This is a genomic window from Thermohahella caldifontis (genome assembly GCF_041153465.1).
GTDB classification, from domain to species: domain Bacteria; phylum Pseudomonadota; class Gammaproteobacteria; order Pseudomonadales; family Oleiphilaceae; genus Thermohahella; species Thermohahella caldifontis.
Window position 1 is genome coordinate 1,558,550 of record NZ_CP154858.1, and the last position, 16,600, is coordinate 1,575,149.

General features: G+C 58.7%; 17 protein-coding genes. 6 read left to right on the forward strand and 11 right to left on the reverse strand.

Annotation, left to right across the window (positions count from 1 at the left end):
* Positions 1 to 38 precede the first annotated feature (38 nt).
* Genes recJ through AAIA72_RS07665 form a run of 3 tightly spaced genes read right to left on the reverse strand, consistent with a single transcriptional unit; the run spans position 39 to position 4,487 of the window.
* Positions 39 to 1,772, reverse strand: coding sequence for a single-stranded-DNA-specific exonuclease RecJ (gene recJ, locus AAIA72_RS07655; RefSeq protein ID WP_369602810.1), 1,734 nt, complete (start codon positions 1,770 to 1,772; stop codon positions 39 to 41).
* Positions 1,769 to 3,166, reverse strand: a complete 1,398-nt coding sequence (gene thrC, locus AAIA72_RS07660) for a threonine synthase (protein WP_369602811.1) — start codon at positions 3,164 to 3,166, stop codon at positions 1,769 to 1,771. Before thrC ends, recJ begins: the two co-directional genes overlap by 4 nt.
* A 25-nt stretch (positions 3,167 to 3,191) precedes the next feature.
* Entirely contained in the window at positions 3,192 to 4,487 is a 1,296-nt protein-coding gene (locus AAIA72_RS07665) for a homoserine dehydrogenase (protein WP_369602812.1), read from the reverse strand.
* A gap of 178 nt (positions 4,488 to 4,665) precedes the next feature.
* Here AAIA72_RS07665 and AAIA72_RS07670 point away from each other — a divergent pair, with 178 nt between their 5' ends.
* Positions 4,666 to 4,881 (forward strand): hypothetical protein, encoded by a 216-nt coding sequence (locus AAIA72_RS07670; RefSeq protein WP_369602813.1) that lies wholly within the window; start codon positions 4,666 to 4,668, stop codon positions 4,879 to 4,881.
* Positions 4,882 to 4,908: 27 nt separating this feature from the next.
* On the opposite strand, the gene AAIA72_RS07675 is transcribed toward AAIA72_RS07670, so the two are convergent.
* The 7 genes from AAIA72_RS07675 to ffh form a co-directional block, all read right to left on the reverse strand.
* Positions 4,909 to 5,655, reverse strand: coding sequence for a DsbC family protein (locus AAIA72_RS07675; protein ID WP_369602814.1), 747 nt, complete (start codon positions 5,653 to 5,655; stop codon positions 4,909 to 4,911).
* A 77-nt stretch (positions 5,656 to 5,732) separates the two neighbouring features.
* Positions 5,733 to 6,605, reverse strand: a complete 873-nt coding sequence (gene xerD / locus AAIA72_RS07680; RefSeq protein WP_369602815.1) for a site-specific tyrosine recombinase XerD — start codon at positions 6,603 to 6,605, stop codon at positions 5,733 to 5,735.
* 55 nt (positions 6,606 to 6,660) lie between these two features.
* Complete coding sequence (gene rplS / locus AAIA72_RS07685; protein ID WP_369602816.1) at positions 6,661 to 7,017, reverse strand: 50S ribosomal protein L19; 357 nt, start codon at positions 7,015 to 7,017, stop codon at positions 6,661 to 6,663.
* Between the two features lie 33 nt (positions 7,018 to 7,050).
* On the reverse strand, positions 7,051 to 7,800 hold the full coding sequence (gene trmD / locus AAIA72_RS07690; RefSeq protein ID WP_369602817.1) for a tRNA (guanosine(37)-N1)-methyltransferase TrmD: 750 nt from the start codon (positions 7,798 to 7,800) through the stop codon (positions 7,051 to 7,053).
* 1 nt (position 7,801) lies between these two features.
* The gene (gene rimM, locus AAIA72_RS07695) at positions 7,802 to 8,326 is read right to left on the reverse strand and encodes a ribosome maturation factor RimM (protein ID WP_369602818.1); all 525 of its coding nucleotides are present in this window, start codon (positions 8,324 to 8,326) and stop codon (positions 7,802 to 7,804) included.
* 5 nt (positions 8,327 to 8,331) lie between these two features.
* Complete coding sequence (rpsP, locus tag AAIA72_RS07700; RefSeq protein WP_369602819.1) at positions 8,332 to 8,586, reverse strand: 30S ribosomal protein S16; 255 nt, start codon at positions 8,584 to 8,586, stop codon at positions 8,332 to 8,334.
* 101 nt (positions 8,587 to 8,687) lie between these two features.
* Entirely contained in the window at positions 8,688 to 10,067 is a 1,380-nt protein-coding gene (gene ffh / locus AAIA72_RS07705) for a signal recognition particle protein (protein WP_369602820.1), read from the reverse strand.
* Between the two features lie 185 nt (positions 10,068 to 10,252).
* Between ffh and AAIA72_RS07710 the strand changes: the two genes are divergently transcribed.
* The 5 genes from AAIA72_RS07710 (at position 10,253) to AAIA72_RS07730 (ending at position 16,231) form a co-directional block, all read left to right on the forward strand.
* The gene (locus AAIA72_RS07710) at positions 10,253 to 11,059 is read left to right on the forward strand and encodes an inner membrane protein YpjD (RefSeq protein WP_369602821.1); all 807 of its coding nucleotides are present in this window, start codon (positions 10,253 to 10,255) and stop codon (positions 11,057 to 11,059) included.
* A 1-nt stretch (position 11,060) separates the two neighbouring features.
* Positions 11,061 to 12,317 carry an HlyC/CorC family transporter gene (locus AAIA72_RS07715; RefSeq protein ID WP_369602822.1) on the forward strand — a complete coding sequence of 419 codons (1,257 nt, stop codon included), beginning with the start codon at positions 11,061 to 11,063 and terminating at the stop codon, positions 12,315 to 12,317.
* 141 nt (positions 12,318 to 12,458) lie between these two features.
* On the forward strand, positions 12,459 to 13,064 hold the full coding sequence (locus tag AAIA72_RS07720; RefSeq protein ID WP_369602823.1) for a Yip1 family protein: 606 nt from the start codon (positions 12,459 to 12,461) through the stop codon (positions 13,062 to 13,064).
* Positions 13,065 to 13,267: 203 nt separating this feature from the next.
* Positions 13,268 to 15,508, forward strand: coding sequence for a DUF1631 domain-containing protein (locus AAIA72_RS07725; RefSeq protein WP_369602824.1), 2,241 nt, complete (start codon positions 13,268 to 13,270; stop codon positions 15,506 to 15,508).
* Between the two features lie 18 nt (positions 15,509 to 15,526).
* The gene (locus AAIA72_RS07730) at positions 15,527 to 16,231 is read left to right on the forward strand and encodes an energy transducer TonB (RefSeq protein WP_369602825.1); all 705 of its coding nucleotides are present in this window, start codon (positions 15,527 to 15,529) and stop codon (positions 16,229 to 16,231) included.
* Positions 16,232 to 16,235: 4 nt separating this feature from the next.
* On the opposite strand, the gene grxD is transcribed toward AAIA72_RS07730, so the two are convergent.
* Positions 16,236 to 16,565 (reverse strand): Grx4 family monothiol glutaredoxin, encoded by a 330-nt coding sequence (gene grxD / locus AAIA72_RS07735; protein WP_369602826.1) that lies wholly within the window; start codon positions 16,563 to 16,565, stop codon positions 16,236 to 16,238.
* Between the last annotated feature and the right edge of the window lie 35 nt (positions 16,566 to 16,600).

Genomic DNA, 16,600 nt, shown 5'->3' on the forward strand with positions numbered 1-16,600 from the left:
TGCTCCCAAAGAAGTTCAAGGGGCGCTATTTTAGCGCGTCAATCGTGCCCCAGCCAGTGGCGGGCCAGCAGTTGAAGCCGGGTGCGCCCCTGATAGCGATTCACATTGAGCTGATAGGCCAGATGCACCCGCCTGCAGCGCTTCAGCACATCCCAGTGCTCGAAATTGAACAGGATGGCATCGACAACCTGATCCTGCCCCTCTGGCGTCAGAGTCAGCTTGAGGTGCTTCTGCCCTACCTGACGATGGGCCAGCACCTCGAACCAGCCATCAAAAACGGGTTCCGGAAACCCCTGGCCCCACGGTCCGGCGGCTTCCAGTTCCAGCGCGCTGGCCAGTGTCATTTCCTCAGCGGCCAAGGGCCCGTCCGTTTCCACCCGCTGTCCCGGTGGCTGTTCCCCCAGCCATTCACGGGAGACAGTCTCGAAAGCCCGCCTGAAGGTCTCCAGCTTTTCCCGCTCGATTGTCAGCCCCGCTGCCATAGCGTGCCCGCCGAAGCGGCTGAGCAGGCCGGGATGACGATTGGCCACGCAATCCAGCGCATCCCGGAGGTGAAAGCCGGGAATGGACCGTCCACTGCCCTTGATCAGCCCGCCTTCGCCGGGCGCCATCACGACCACAGGCCGGTGCACGCGTTCCTTGATCCGGGATGCGACGATGCCGATTACACCCTCATGCCAGCCCTCGTCAAACAGACACAGCCCCGCAGGCAGGCGTGCCAGGCTTTTTTTCAGACCACGCAGAATGGATTCTGCCCGATCCCGCATGTCCTGCTCAATTTCCCTGCGCTGCCGGTTGAGGTCATCCAGGGCTTCCGCGTGAGCACGGGCCGACGCCAGATCCCGGGCCAACAGGCACTCCACGCCCACCGCCATATTTTCCAGACGTCCGGCGGCATTGAGACGGGGCGCAACAGAAAACGCCAGATCCTGGGCTGACAGGCTGGACAGGTCGCGCCCGGCCACATCCAGCAGCGCACGGATCCCCGGCCGGCAGTCTTCTCGCCGCATGCGGGCGAGACCCGCCGCAACGAGAATGCGGTTGTTGTATTCCAGCGGTACCAGATCCGCCACGGTTCCCAATGCCACGAGGTCAAGCCAGTCGGCCAGCCGCACATCCGAAGCCGCTGCCCAGCCTGCGGCACGCAGCTGCTGACGCACCGCAGAGAGCACATAGAAGATGACGCCAACACCCGCTGTCGACTTCCAGGGAAAGCGGCATCCCGGCTGATTGGGATTGACGATGGCATCCGCGTCAGGAAGCACATCACCGGGCAGATGATGATCGGTAATGACGACTTTCATCCCCAGCGCCCGTGCCCGGGCGACACCGGCCACGCTGGCAATGCCGTTATCCACGGTGACGAGAACCCGAGGATCGCGTTCCCGCGCCAGTTCGACAACGGCCTCGCTCAGACCATAACCGCAGGCGAAGCGATCCGGTATTAGGTAGTCCACATGCCCGGCACCCAGTGCCTTCAGCGCGGATACGGCAAGTGCCGTACTGGTCGCACCGTCCGCATCATAATCGCCGATAATGAGAATCCGCTCGCCAGCCATGATGGCACCGGCCAGCACCCCGGCCGCCTCATGCAATCCGGCCAGCTGATCCGGTGCTGCCAGTGAGGCCAGACGATAGTCCAGCTCGCTGACAGACGAGACACCCCGGGCCCGGTAGACCCGCGAGAGGAGGGGCGAACACCCCTCCAGCGGGGTATCGACGCGGGGAACGCGCCGGACAAGACGCAATGAACCCGATTCAGGTGCGGTCATGCCTTGCGCATGTGCCCTGCGACAAACTGCTGTACGGCTTCCAGATCATTGGGCAGCACGGTGTAGCGTTCTTCGCGCTCGTAAAGATCGGCCATGTGACGCGGCAGCGAAGGTGCCACCCCGATGCCGCTCTTCTCGATGGCTTCCGGAAACTTGGCCGGATGAGCTGTCGCCAAGGTGACCATCGGCGTCTTCCGGTTGCGCCAGCAGTGCCGCGCAGCCCGGACACCAATCGCGGTATGCGGATCCACCATGTAGGCACACTCTTCCCAGACCTGACGGATGGTATCGAGCGTCTCATCATCGGTAACGGCCAGGCTGTCGAACAGGCGACGTGCAGCCTTCCAGCGCCCCTCTTCCACGCTGGCCTCACCGCGGGCCATGTCCTGCATCAGCGCGGCGACCAGTGTGCCGTTGCGACCATGCAGATCGAACAGCAGACGCTCGAAATTGCTGGACACCACAATATCCATGCTCGGCGACAGCGTATGGGTGAGCGGCTGGGTCTTGTACTGATTGGCGCTCATGAAGCGATGCAGAATGTCATTGCGGTTGGTGGCCACAATGAGCTGGTTGACCGGCAGCCCCATCTGGCTGGCCAGATAGCCCGCAAAGATGTCACCAAAATTGCCCGTGGGCACGGAGAACCCGACACTCCGCCAGGGTGCGCCCACACTGATTGCGGCATGGAAGTAGTAGACGATCTGAGCCATGATGCGCGCCCAGTTGATGGAATTCACGGCAACCAGCCGACGACCGTTGAGGAAGGACTGATCGCCAAAGCTGGCCTTGACCATGCGCTGGCAATCATCGAAGTTTCCTTCAACGGCAATATTGAACACGTTATCGGCCAGTACCGTCGTCATCTGACGGCGCTGCACCTCCGAAACCCTCCCGTGGGGATGCAGAATGAAGATATCAACGTGATCACTGTGACGACAGCCCTCGATGGCCGCCGAACCGGTATCACCCGAGGTCGCCCCCATGATCACCACGTTCTCGTTCTTTTTCTTCAGGACATAGTCGAACAGCCGTCCCAGCAGCTGAAGTGCATAATCCTTGAACGCCAGCGTCGGACCATGATGCAGTTCCAGCACCCACTCGTTCGGGCCAGTCTGCACCATCGGCGCCACGGCCTTGTGATCAAACCCGGCATAGGTGGCGTTGACTATCTCCCGGAAATCCTGTGCCGGAATGCAGGTTTCCACAAAGGGGTACATGACCTTGAAGGCCAGCTCAGCATAGGACAGCGCCCCCCACTCTCCGATTTCCTCCAGGGTGAACCGGGGCAACGTTTCGGGCACATACAGACCACCGTCTGACGCCAGACCGGCGAGCAGAACATCTTCAAATTCGAGTGCGGGGGCCTGCCCGCGGGTACTGATATATTTCACTGTCTTGTCCTTTTCAGGGCTCGGGTCAGAACACTTCCACGCGAATACGGAAGACTTCGCCATGAATATCCGGCAAGGCTTCAATGGCCTGCAGGGCATGATTGATGGCAGACTCCCGTACCCGATGGGTGAGCATGATCATGGGGATGTGACCGTTCTCAAGCTCCGATTCCTTCTGCATGATGGATTCGATATTGATACCGTGGTCACTGAGCACGGTCGCCACACGGGCGAGCACGCCCGGGCGGTCCTCTGCCAGGAGGCGCAGGTAATAGGCACTCTCCACCTCATCAATCGGGACAACGGGCACTTCACTGATATGTGCGCTGTGATAGCCCAGGTGCGGCACCCCGACGCGGGCATCCTGGCGCTTGCTTCGCGCAATGTCCACCAGATCGGCGATGACGGCGGATGCGGTGGCCTCGCTGCCGGCACCCGCTCCGTAGTAGAGGGTCTGCCCCACGGCATCACCTTCTACCAGCACCGCGTTCATGACGCCGTTGACGTTGGCAATCAGGTGAGTTTCCGGAACCAGCGTGGGGTGTACCCGGAGCTCAAACCCATTCTCGAGACGCCGTGCAATACCCAGGTGCTTGATTCGGTACCCCAGCTCGTGTGCGTAAACGAAGTCCTGCGGCGTAATCCGGCTGATGCCTTCAGTGTAAGCGCTGGCGAACTGCAACGGCACGCCAAATGCCGTGGAGGCCAGAATGGTCAGTTTGTGCGCCGCATCAATGCCTTCCACATCAAAGGTGGGATCTGCCTCCGCGTAGCCCAGTGCCTGCGCTTCTTTGAGCACATCGGCAAACTCCCGCTGCTTTTCTGCCATTTCGGTCAGGATGAAGTTGCCGGTACCATTGATGATGCCGGCCAGCCATTGAATACGGTTGGCCACCAGCCCTTCACGCATGGCCTTGATGACCGGGATGCCACCTGCCACGGCAGCCTCATACGCCACAGTGACACCCGCCTGCTCAGCCGCTTCGAATATTTCTGCACCATGCTCGGCAATCAGCGCCTTGTTCGCAGTCACCACATGCTTGCCGCGTTCAATGGCACCCAGCACCACCTCACGTGCGATACCCGTGCCGCCAATGGTCTCCACCACCACATCCACATCCGGCGCATCCAGCACCGTTGCCACATCCGTTGAGAACACGGCACCATGAAGATCAACTTCAGGCGCTGGCGGGGTCCGCGAGGCAATGCGCGTCACCTCGATGGGACCACCCGCGCGGGCAGCAATATCACGCTGATTTCGCGACAATACGTTCAGGGTTCCCGAACCCACGGTTCCAAACCCACAAATTCCAACTTTCATTCGGTTCTCCAGTGATGTCGTGCTTTGTCCAGACGGATGACGCTCCGGGCAGGGCTGCGGCCCGCTATTATAACCCGATCCGGAAGAATTACACCCGGCGATCCCCGGGCAAGTCGCCTTGGCACGACCGCTCAATCTGTTCTAGGCTTTGACGGGTAACCAACAAAGAGGAGATTTTATGGCACGCATCTGGATGTTGGCTGGAGTGCTTACAACTGCGATGATGGTGAGCGGCTGTGACAGCCGGCCCTTTGAAAACTACAGCAACTATGAACTCAGCCAGGAATACCAGTCCTGCCAGCGCGGCGGTTTGTCACCGGCAGGCGCACAACGCTGCAACAACATCATCAAGGAATGCGAGATCCGCAAGGAAGAAAAGAACTTCCGCTGCTGAGTCCGCTTCGTCAGGCTTCACCTTGCCTCAGGGGGTCAGCAAGCCCAGCGTTCTGGCCAGATTGTCTGCCGGCACATACCCGGGCAGAAGCCGCCCGCTTTCCAATACAATCGCCGGCGTTCCCGTTACACCGATCCGGTTGCCCAGCTCAAACTCCTCGGCAACCGGGTTGTCACAGACCCGGCTTTCCGGTCGGCCACCCTGCTTGGCCACCGTCATGGCCGCCTGCCGATCCTCGGCACACCAGACACTCACCATCTTGTTGTAGGAATCCGAACCCACGCCCGCACGCGGGTACGCCAGATAATTCACCTGGATACCCAGTTCATTCATGCGGGGGACCTCACGATGCAGTTTGCGGCAATAACCGCAATCTACATCCGTAAACACATAGACCTTGCCTTTGACATCCCCCCGAGGCCGGAAGACGACCATATCCTCTTCCGCCACCGCCGTGACCAGCTTTTTCCGGTAGGCTTCACGCCTCAACTCGGTCATGTTGGCAATCTTGGTTCCATCGATCTGATACATGTCACCGGAAAAGATGAAACGACCGTCTTCACTGGCATACAGGAGTTGCCGATTGGACGTTTCCACCATGTAGATCCCCTTGAGGGGACTGGGCTCGATTGAGGTAATGGCGATGCCCGGCACGGCCTGCTTGAGCTGAGAGCGGATACGATCCTCTGGATGCACCCCATCCTCCGAGGCCACCTGAGTAATGCCTGCAATACAGGTTACAGCTACCGCGGCCAGTCTGACCCACTGTTTCATGACATGTTCTCCAAGTTTGATACCCCAATGTAATCAAAACCTGAAACAGCTGCCATTAACATACGTCAATGCGGGCGTCATGCCCTGGGATGATGCTCAGAATGCAATCCCTTGAGCCGGGAAGCCGCAACATGCGTATAGATCTGGGTGGTCGACAGATCTGCATGCCCCAGCAGCAGCTGGACCACCCTGAGATCAGCACCATGATTGACAAGATGTGTGGCAAAGGCATGACGAAGGGTATGGGGAGAAATGTCGCCACGAATACCCGCCAGCCGCGCATAGTGCTTGATACGATGCCAGAACGTCTGTCGTGTCATGGGACGTCCGCGGGACGAAGGAAAGACGATGGACTCACCCGGCGCGCATAACAACGGCCTGACCTCCCTAAGATAGCGCCCCAGCCAGTCCATGGCCTCATCACCCAGCGGAACCAATCGCTCCTTGTTGCCCTTGCCGATGACACGCACGACGCCTTGCCGCAGATTGAGCTGGGTCAGGGTCAGCGCCACCAGTTCACTCACCCGCAATCCCGTGGCATACACCACCTCGAGCATGGTTCGGTCACGCATCTGAATGGGATCGCTGCAGTCCGGTGCAGCCAGCAACGCCTCGACTTCGGTTTCACTCAGTGTTGCGGGAAGTTTGCGTTCACGCCGGGGAAATTGCAGAAGTGCCGATGGGTCCGAATCCGCAAGCCCACGCTGGACTCGCCATGAATAGTAACGCCGTACCGAGGACAGCTTGCGCGACAGAGATGAGCGGGTAATCTTGCGATCAAACAGGCTGGCCAGCCACGCCTGGAGATCTGCCGCGTCCAGCGCATCCAGGGATGTCCCCTGCTGCCGGGCCCAGACATCAAGCTGCCGGAGATCCGTAAGATACGCCGAACAGGTCCGGGAGCTCAGACCCGCCTCAAGCCGGAGGCTCTGTTCGAAGGATTCCAGCATCACACGTCAACAAAAAAAGGGGCTTGCGCCCCCTTTTGTATACCAGGCAAGCCGCTTACGCCAGCTTTTCCTTGATGCGCGCAGCCTTTCCGAAACGCTCGCGCAGGTAGTACAGTTTGGCCTTGCGCACGTCACCACGACGCTTGACCTTGATGCTGTCAATCAGGTGGCTGTAGGTCTGGAAAGTACGCTCGACACCAACGCCGTAGGAGACCTTGCGAACAGTGAAGCTGGAGTTCAGGCCACGGTTGCGCTTGGCGATCACCACACCTTCAAAGGCCTGCAGGCGCTCACGGTTACCTTCCTTGACCTTGACGCTGACAACGACAGTGTCACCGGGTGCAAAGGCCGGAATTTCTTTGTTCATCTGCTCAGCTTCGATCTGGCTGATAATCGGGTTTTTGTTGCTCATGACTTGCTCCTGATTCTCGCAAAGTTCTCAAATTCATTCAGCCGGGTGCGATTGATCCACGCCCCACTGCCGCAGTAACTCTTTGTCCACCTTCGTCAACCGCGCCTGATCCAGCAAATCCGGCCGCCGTTGCAATGTTCGCTTCAGTGCCTGCTCCCGTCGCCACGCCGCAATCGCACCGTGATCGCCACTTCGCAGTACCTTTGGTACTTCCCGCCCTTCAAACACAAGGGGACGGGTGTAGTGGGGGCAGTCCAGCAGCCCTTCGGAAAAAGAATCCTCTTCTGCCGATTGCTCATGCCCCAATACTCCGGGAACCAGCCGCGCCATCCCGTCGATGACGGCCATCGCTGCCAGCTCGCCACCGCTGAGTACAAAATCACCCAGCGACCACTCTTCGTCAATCCGGGTTTCGACGATACGCTCGTCAATCCCTTCGTAGCGCCCGCAGACCAGAATGACACCCGGCTTGCTGACTGCTTCCTGAAGCAGCGCCTGAGTCACCCGGCGTCCCTGCGGGGAAAGGTAAACCACCGGCGCTCCCTCCGGTGCCACCTTTCGCGCCTCATCAATCGCCGCCGCAAGCGGTTCAGGCTTCATGACCATGCCCGGACCGCCACCGTAGGGCCGATCATCAACGGTCCGGTGCACGTCGTGCGTATAATCCCTGGGATTCCAGGCCCTGAACGTCAGAAGCCCGTCCCTGAACCCTCTCCCTGTCACACCCTCTTCGGTGACCACCCGGAACATTTCCGGAAACAGGGTGACCGCACCAAACCACATGTCAGTAGTCCGGGTCCCAGTCGACCGTTATGGTTCCGGCCTCCCGGTTCACTTCGCGGACAAACTGACCCGGAACCCAGGGGATCAGGCATTCCCGCCCCCAACTCCGTGTCGTGTCGCTGCGCACCACCAGCACGTCGTTGGCTCCGGTTTCCATCAGGCGCTCGACACGCCCCAGATCCCGGCCATTCAGATCCACCACACGCAGCCCGATCAGCTCGAACCAGTAGTACTCACCTTCCGGCAGCTCGGGCAGCACCGACGCATCCACCTGAATATCCAAGCCGGTCATGCGCTCTGCAGCGGTGCGATCACCGACACCTTCCAGACGAACCACCCAGCCTTTGCCCTGAGGATGCCAGTCCAGCACCTTCAGCGGCTGATCTTCACTGCCGTCGCGCACCCCGATCCATCCGGGGTACTCAAATATATTCTCAGCCGGGTCAGTGAAGGAATGCACCTTCAGCCAACCCTTCACGCCCCACGCGGCCCCCAGTCGACCTACAGTAGTCCTGCGAACCGCCATCGGGATCAGGCTGCCTGGTTGGCAGCATTCTCCTTCAGCAGACTGGCAACACGATCAGACAGCTGGGCACCCTGAGCCACCCAATGCTCAACACGGTCAGTGTCAATACGCAGACGCTCAGCCTGACCTTTGGCCAGCGGGTTAAAGAAACCTACACGCTCGATGAAACGGCCGTCGCGTGTATTGCGGCTGTCAGTCACGTTGATGTAGTAGAAGGGGCGCTTCTTGGAGCCGCCACGAGCCAAACGGATCTTTACCATTGTCGTCAGTATCCTGTTTTACGTTTCGATTGCACAAACAATCATCTATATCAGAAAGGGCGCATATTCTACGCAACTTTTCAAGCTTTGAAAACCGTTTTTTACTTGAATCGTCCCATCGGAGGCATACCCCCACCCGGCGGCATCATCCCCTTCATGCCGCGCATCATGTTGGCAAGGTTGCCTTTCTTCAGTTTTTTCATCATCTTCTGCATCTGCTTGTGCTGCTTCAGAAGACGATTCACATCCTGAATCTGGGTGCCCGAACCTGCAGCAATCCGGCGCTTTCTCGAGTTGTTGATGACGTCCGGATAGCGGCGCTCCTGTATGGTCATGGAGTTGATGATCGCCTCCATCTGCACGAACATCTTGTCACTGATCTGTTGCTGCACCTGCTGGGACATGCCCGCCATGCCCGGCAGCTTGTCCAGCATGGCCGCCATGCCACCCATGCGCTTCATCTGCTCGAGCTGATCCTTGAAATCCTCAAGGTCAAAGCCCTTGCCCTTGACGAACTTGCGTGTCAGCTTTTCGGCCTTGGCCTTGTCGATCTTGCGCTCGGCCTCTTCGATCAGGGAGAGCACGTCCCCCATGCCCAGAATGCGCGAGGCGATCCGGTCAGGATGGAAAGGCTCCAGCGCATCGGTTTTTTCACCCACACCAATGAACTTGATGGGCTTGCCGGTAATGTAACGGACGGACAGCGCCGCACCACCCCGCGCATCACCATCAGCCTTGGTCAGGATCACACCGGTCAGAGGCAGTGCATCGTTGAACGCCTTGGCCGTATTGGCCGCGTCCTGGCCGGTCATGGCATCAACCACGAACAGCGTCTCGATCGGATTGATGGCGGCATGCAGACGCTTGATTTCGGACATCATGTCCTCATCAATGTGCAGGCGGCCAGCCGTATCCACGATCACCACATCGCAGGCCGAGCGCCGGGCAGCATCAATGGCACCGCGGGCGATCTCCACCGGATCCTGATCTGCCGAACTGGGGTGAAAAACGGCTCCCACCTCTCCAGCCAGCGTTTCCAGCTGCTTGATGGCGGCAGGCCGGTAGATGTCCGCACTTACCACCATGACTTTCTTTTTCTGGCGTTCACGAAGGAAGCGTGCCAGCTTGGCCACCGAGGTGGTCTTGCCCGCACCCTGCAGACCCGCCATGAGAATGACCGCAGGCGGCTGACACCTGAAGGACAACTCCGCGTTGTCGCCGCCCATGAGCGCTTCCAGCTCACGCTGAACAATACGGACAAAGACCTGCCCCGGCGTCAGGCTGCGCATGACCTCCTGGCCCACGGCCTTCTGCCGCACGGTTTCGACAAATTCCTTGACGACCGGCAGGGCCACGTCGGCCTCGAGCAATGCCTTGCGCACTTCACGCAAGGTCTCCTTGATGTTCTCGTCCGTCAGCTTGGCCTGCCCGGTAATTTTGCGCAGACTTTCGGAGAGGCGTTCGGTCAGGTTCTCGAACATGATGACCAGACTCCAGGGTACAGGTTGAATTCAAGCGCGGGATTATACATGCTTTGCCTGCAGCTGACGAGAACCCGCGCACGCCGGCCACGACACATGTGCAGGAAGACCCGTCACAGGTCTGTACAACCCGCCACGACCTCCCTATCATTGGGACTTCTCAGGATCGAGCATTGACCCTCACGATGACAGGCGTCACCCTACTTCTGATATTTTTGTCCGCGCTGCTCTACGGGGCAGCCTGGGCGCTGCAGCTGCGCCACTACAGGCGCCGTCAGGCCGCCGTGTCCAGACGCGCGCTGTCGTTGGGAATCGTGGCGGCTGCCTTTCACTTCGGTGTGGCGCTCCGCCTGATCCGGGCGCATGGTGGCTGGGACTTCGACATTTTCAACACCGCTACCGTGATCAGTGGCGTCATCGCCGTGCTGGCACTTTATCTGGCGGCACGGAAGCGCGTCGGCAACCTGATCCTGTTTGTCCTGCCGGTCACCACCCTCTTCCTGTTTGCCGGCCTTTTCTCTCCAGGCGTACCGACCACTGATCCCAAAAGCCTTGGCCTGACCGCGCACATCAGTTTGTCTCTGCTCTCCTACGCCATTCTGAGTATCGCTGCGGTACAGTCGTTGCTCATCTACGCGCAGAACCGACAACTCAAGCAGCATCGCAACGGCCGGCTTCTCGGCGCGCTGCCACCACTGCAGGCCATGGAGGCCATCCTGTTCGAGCTGATCTACAGCGGCGCAGCAATACTCGCACTGGCGATTGCCCTGGGATTTGCCTTTGTCGACGACCTCTTCGCACAGCACCTGGCGCACAAGACCTTCTTCTCCTTGCTGTCTCTGGCTGTATTCATGACGCTGATCTGGGGCCACAGGGCCAGGGGGTGGCGCGGGCTGACAGCAGCACGATTCACCCTGATCGGCTGCATCTTGCTGATGCTGGGCTTCTTCGGCAGCAAACTGGTTCTGGAACTGATACTGGGCACACGCTGACGTGAGCGATCTGTCTGACCTTACCCTGTTCCTTCTCCTCGGGTTACTGATTCTGCTATCAGCATTCTTTTCCAGTTCCGAAACCGGCATGATGTCCCTGAACCGGTATCGGCTGAGACACTTGCGCAAGCAGGGACACCGGAGTGCAGCACTGGCTGCACGCCTCCTGGAGCGCCCGGATCAGCTTATCGGCGTCATTCTGATCGGCAACAATTTTGTCAACATCCTGGCTTCATCCATTGCCACGCTGCTTGCACTGCGATTCTGGGGCGAAGGCGGCATCGCCGCGGCCACCCTGATTCTGACGCTGGTCATCCTGGTCTTTGCGGAAGTGACGCCAAAAACCATTGCGGCCCTGCACCCGGAGCGCATCGCTTTCCCGGCCGCATACGTCCTCCTGCCGCTGCTCAAGGTCGCTTACCCCATGGTCTGGCTGGTCAACCTGGTTTCCGGTGGACTGATGCGGCTGGCCGGTATCCGCACCAACGAAATCGGCAGTGACCACCTGTCGCGGGAGGAGCTCAAAACACTGGTGCGGGAAGCCGGCAACCGGATCCCCAAACAACACCAGGACATGCTCGTCAGCATCCTTGAACTTGAGCAGGTGACCGTCGAGGACATCATGATTCCCCGGAACGAGATCAGCGGGATTGATCTGGATGACGACCTCGACCATATCCTGAACCTGCTCAAGGCACCGCCCCATACGCGACTACCCCTTTACAAAGGCGATATCAACGACATTGTCGGTATTTTTCATACCCGCAACAGCGGCCGGCTCCTTTCCATGCCCGAACCGAACAAGGCCGAACTGGTCCAGATGTCCCGCCCGCCTTACTTCATCCCCGAAGGGACGCCGCTCCATACACTCCTTTTCAACATGCAGCGGGAAAAGCGGCGCATAGGGGTGGTGGTAGATGAGTATGGCGAGGTAATCGGCCTGGCCACCCTGGAAGACATTCTGGAGGAAATTGTTGGCGAATTCACAACCGACCTCACCTCAGCCCAGAATGAAATCGCTCAGGTTGATGAAGGTGTCTACCGTGTCAGCGGCAGTGTCGCGTTGCGGACGATCAACAAGACACTCAACTGGAAACTGCCCACGCAGGGCCCCAGAACACTGAGCGGCCTCATTATCGAGGCACTTGAGTTCATTCCGGATGCGCCCGTGTGTGTAAAGGTTGGCCCCTACCGCATTCAGGTTCAGCAAGTCCTCGATAACCGGGTCCGTTCGGCACTCATATCACGCGAGTCCTGATGCCCGAAATAAACCGGGCATTATTCCACCTGCCTCTAAACACCGGGTGCTTAGCACCCAAAAATCTAAATCATGATTTGACTACAATTTGAACACGCTCCATATTGTTTTTGACAATAATCAAAACAAAGGAGCCCAACCATGATCCTCGAACATACTCTGGATCTGTTCACTCACCCTGACAAGGCCTGGCAGGACATCCGCAAGGAACATCCGGACACCAAGAAACTGTATCTGAGACACATTCTGATTCTGGCCTTGATCCCGGTTGGCGCCGCCTATTACGGCACCACTCAGGTGGGCTGGAGCATCGCCGGCGGAGAACCTGTCCGCCTGACGCCGGAAAGTGCCGCAAACCTCTGTGCGCTGGCTTACATGGCCATACTGGCCGGCATCTACATCTTGGGGCGATTCATTGACTTTCTGGCAGGCACCTATGGCGTTGACGGCAAGGAACACCGGGGGATTGAACTTGCTGCGTATACGGCCACACCACTGCTGATCATCGGCGCCATCCTGCTTTACCCCCATCTGTGGATCAACATGTTTGCCGGACTCATCGGTATGACTTACGCGCTGTATCTGCTTTATGAGGGACTCCCCATCCTCATGAACATTCCGCCGGAGCGCGGCTTCATGTTTGCCAGCAGCGTGCTGACGGTCGGGCTGGTCATGCTGGTCGGCCTGCTCGGCATCACGGTCATTGTGTGGAGCGTGGGAATCGGCCCCGTGTACGTTTCACACTGATTCCATACCGGCCCGAAGCATCCACTCTGTCCGGCCCGATCATGCGACCGAAAACCTTCGGGCGCATGATCGTTTGCGTTGGCATTTCGGCCCGATCCCGCTTACAATGTGTAACATATCCATTCGCCGCCAATGAGCATGGACCACAACAATAACAATTCATAAGTTTAAATTTGCGCCGGTACGTTTTGGGAGACCAACCTATGAACGAGGGATCAGGCGTTACCCCGCTCCGCGCAAAAAGCGGGAATCACGATTCGCAACGGCGGCTCACTACGGCCAGGCTGATCAGCGTCAGTGCGGATCATGCGCGCCAGTTTTTTCAGGGCACCTTCCAGCAGCTGTTTGACGGGATTGATGACGCCTTTTTCGATCTGGCCAATCACGCCCACAGCAACAACGAACAGAATGTTTTCTTCGAGGCCATGAGAGAGGCCCGCCTCAAGCGGCGTCAAATTGAACAATCCTTTCTTGCTAGCGTCCAGAGTCTCTTTGAACATCCGGTTGTACTCGGCGACATCAGCCGGGAGAAGCAGACGCCAACCGACGAGCCGGCGCTGTCGCTGGTGGATCATGCCGATCTGGAAGAAGAAGTGGCCATGACATCCCTGGCCACCAAAATCCGGGCAAATCACGCCGGTGAACTCCTTGCCTTTCAGGCCCGCTTTACCTGGCTGGTCTGCGAGGGCAAACCAATACAGGATGACGCCCGTTATAACCCCCTGGAACCCAGGCTGCTCTGCGATGCATTTGTCGATGCCTGCGCCATTCTGGACATGCACATCCGTGAACGGCTGATCGTCTACAAGCAGTTTGACAAGTGCGTCATGAGTCATCTGGGGCATTTGCTGGATGACCTCAATCAACGACTGATAGCAAGCGGAGTCCTGCCGAAATACCGTCCCGGTGTGGCTGGCCAGACTTCGGAAACGCGCAGCACTCGGCGCCGGGCTGACGACACTCAGGCCGACACCGCACAATCTGCGCAAGCCGGATCGCAGGATGCAACCGGCAATCTGCTGCTCTCCGAGCTGGTCAATGCCCTGCATGCAGCGGTACAGCAGCAAAAGCTCCAGTACCAGTTCCGGCCTACAACACCGGATGCCATCGTCCTGAATGGGACAGACCTGATCCACGTATTGTCTGCGCTCCAGTCAGATCACACAGACCTCTCGCCCGCCGGCGATCCGCTTTCTCCCGAGCAGATCCGGACACAGTTGAAAGCAACACTTCAGAATCGCAGCCAGCAATCCGGAAAGGAACACGCCCTGCGTGAATACGATGAAGATCTCATCAACCTCGTGTCCATGCTCTTCGAATTCATTCTGAACGACTACAACCTGTCCCCTCCCATACAGGTATTGATCAGCCGCCTGCAGATTCCGATTCTGAAGGTGGCGATTACAGACAAGAGCTTTTTCGGCCGCAGTGGCCACCCGGCACGCCGCCTGTTGAACGCACTGGCGAAAGCCGGCATGGGCTGGGCCGATGCGTCCGAGCAGGCCCGGGACAAGCTATACCAGGAAATCCACCGTGTGGTCGGGATCATTCTGGATGAATTTGACGGAGATCTGGCACTGTTTGAGCGCCTGCTCGATGAGTTCCAGCATTTCCTGGAACGCGAGGAAAAGCGGGCCCGGATCGTGGAAGCCCGAACACGCGAAGCCGAGCAAGGTCGCCTGCTCTCACGCCGGGCAAGGAAACTGGCAGAACTGTTCATCTCCGAACGTATTGCAGCCCAGCCGTTGCCGCCGGCCGCTATCGAACTGCTCCGGGATGGCTGGACACGCGTCCTGTTTCTTGCCTATCTGAAAGATGGCGAGAATGGCTTCCAAAAAGCTGCTCACTGGGTCGATAACCTGCTCTGGTGCCTCAAGCCCCATTCCCATGAAGAAGAACGCAAGCTCTGGGTCCAACTGGTTCCCACGCTGCTCAGGGAATGCCGCCTCAGACTCGCCGACACAGGATTTGCGCCGGTACGGCTGCAGTCCCTGATCACGGATCTGAAAACCGCGCTGACCGAAACCTTCAAACAGCAATCTGCACTGGCGGCTCAGGAGGCCGGACTGGGCAGGACCACTCGTTCGGCCACCCCGCCATCACGGCCGAAGCCGTCCCCGATACCCAATGCCGTGGAGCGTGAGGCGCGCAAGGAAGATGCAACTCTGGCACACTTCCTGCAGCAGACAGATGCTCTGCCTCTGGGCACATGGGTAGATTTTGAGATGCTCAACGGGACACACGTACGGTGCAAACTGTCTGCGCGGCTGGATGATGACACCCTGATTTTTGTCAACCGCATGGGGCTCAAGGTGATGGAAAAGACGCGGGAAGAAATGGCGCAGGCCCTGCGCAGACAACACGCGCGCGTTCTTGAGTCCGGTGCGCTTGTTGACCGCGCCCTCAACGCTGTTGCAGAGCGTCTGCGCAGCAAGGCAGCCTGACGGAGCCTTTGCCGCACGATGAGATATCTCGAGTTCGATGTGGTACGTGCGGCACTGGCGCTCTCGGTTTCGTTTGTGTTTCACCTGATTCTGCTGGCAATCCTGGGGCCGGGAATCCCGACATCATCCGGATACAGCACCACGATTGAAGTAGAACTGGCCTCTGCACCCGCCTCTGAAATGGGGGCATCATCCGGTGCAGCTGGCGACACCGCCCGAGACGTGACCGACACATCCCCGGCCTGGTCCGGAAAGACCACTTCATCACGCCCGATTCGTCGCAAGGCGAACCGTCAGCACAACCTGGACTGGATGAATGATTACTTCAGCGGGTCCGCAAAGTCCGGCACCCCGGCGCCCTCTTCTGACAGGCCGGTCTCACCGGATATCGAGAGCATTCTGGCGTCTGCCCCCACAACCGGAACACCTTACTGGCAATTCCTGGTCAGGCACCTGGCCCAGAGTCGCTATTTTGACAAGCAGTATGATTTCAGCCGGCTCAGAAAGGAACGCACCGTCATCCTGGAACTGAAAATCAGCCCCAATGGTTTCATGGAAAAAGCCCGGGTACGTTTGAGCAGCGGGGACAAGGCACTGGATCAGGCGGCGATCCGCTCAGCCTATGCCGCCAATCCGTTCAAGCCACCGCCTGCAGAAGATGCAGCCAGTGGCTATATCTATCTGGTCAGGATTACCTATACGCCACGCGAGCGGGCGAAGTAGCCCATCAGGCGTTTTCTTCGCCTGCAACGGCATCCTTGATCAGCTTCTGCAGTTCACCGGATTCATACATTTCGGTGATGATGTCTGCACCTCCCACCAGCTCACCATTGACGTACAGCTGCGGGAAAGTGGGCCAGTTGGAATAGATCTTGAGGTTTTCACGGATGTCCGGGTGCTCAAGGATATTGACATAGGCGAACTTCTCCCCGCACGCCATCAGTGCCTGCACGGCACGAGCCGAGAAACCGCACTGGGGCATGTTGGGGGTGCCCTTCATGTACAGAATCACCTTGTTGGAGTTGATCTGGTCTTTAATGGTTTCCATGATGTCCATCGGTCGAACCTCTTCAGATGTGAAAGACCCATTAT

Bases quoted from the DNA above. Each gene is read 5' to 3' on its own strand.
- AAIA72_RS07675 (WP_369602814.1), bottom strand. From the start codon at position 5,655: ATGAAACAGTGGGTCAGACTGGCCGCGGTAGCTGTAACCTGTATTGCA.
- AAIA72_RS07710 (WP_369602821.1), top strand. From the start codon at position 10,253: ATGACAGGCGTCACCCTACTTCTGATATTTTTGTCCGCGCTGCTCTAC.
- grxD (WP_369602826.1), bottom strand. From the start codon at position 16,565: ATGGACATCATGGAAACCATTAAAGACCAGATCAACTCCAACAAGGTG.
- AAIA72_RS07670 (WP_369602813.1), top strand. From the start codon at position 4,666: ATGGCACGCATCTGGATGTTGGCTGGAGTGCTTACAACTGCGATGATG.
- xerD (WP_369602815.1), bottom strand. From the start codon at position 6,605: ATGCTGGAATCCTTCGAACAGAGCCTCCGGCTTGAGGCGGGTCTGAGC.
- trmD (WP_369602817.1), bottom strand. From the start codon at position 7,800: ATGTGGTTTGGTGCGGTCACCCTGTTTCCGGAAATGTTCCGGGTGGTC.
- AAIA72_RS07725 (WP_369602824.1), top strand. From the start codon at position 13,268: ATGAACGAGGGATCAGGCGTTACCCCGCTCCGCGCAAAAAGCGGGAAT.
- AAIA72_RS07730 (WP_369602825.1), top strand. From the start codon at position 15,527: ATGAGATATCTCGAGTTCGATGTGGTACGTGCGGCACTGGCGCTCTCG.
- rplS (WP_369602816.1), bottom strand. From the start codon at position 7,017: ATGAGCAACAAAAACCCGATTATCAGCCAGATCGAAGCTGAGCAGATG.
- AAIA72_RS07720 (WP_369602823.1), top strand. From the start codon at position 12,459: ATGATCCTCGAACATACTCTGGATCTGTTCACTCACCCTGACAAGGCC.
- recJ (WP_369602810.1), bottom strand. From the start codon at position 1,772: ATGACCGCACCTGAATCGGGTTCATTGCGTCTTGTCCGGCGCGTTCCC.
- AAIA72_RS07665 (WP_369602812.1), bottom strand. From the start codon at position 4,487: ATGAAAGTTGGAATTTGTGGGTTTGGAACCGTGGGTTCGGGAACCCTG.
- rimM (WP_369602818.1), bottom strand. From the start codon at position 8,326: ATGGCGGTTCGCAGGACTACTGTAGGTCGACTGGGGGCCGCGTGGGGC.
- rpsP (WP_369602819.1), bottom strand. From the start codon at position 8,586: ATGGTAAAGATCCGTTTGGCTCGTGGCGGCTCCAAGAAGCGCCCCTTC.
- ffh (WP_369602820.1), bottom strand. From the start codon at position 10,067: ATGTTCGAGAACCTGACCGAACGCCTCTCCGAAAGTCTGCGCAAAATT.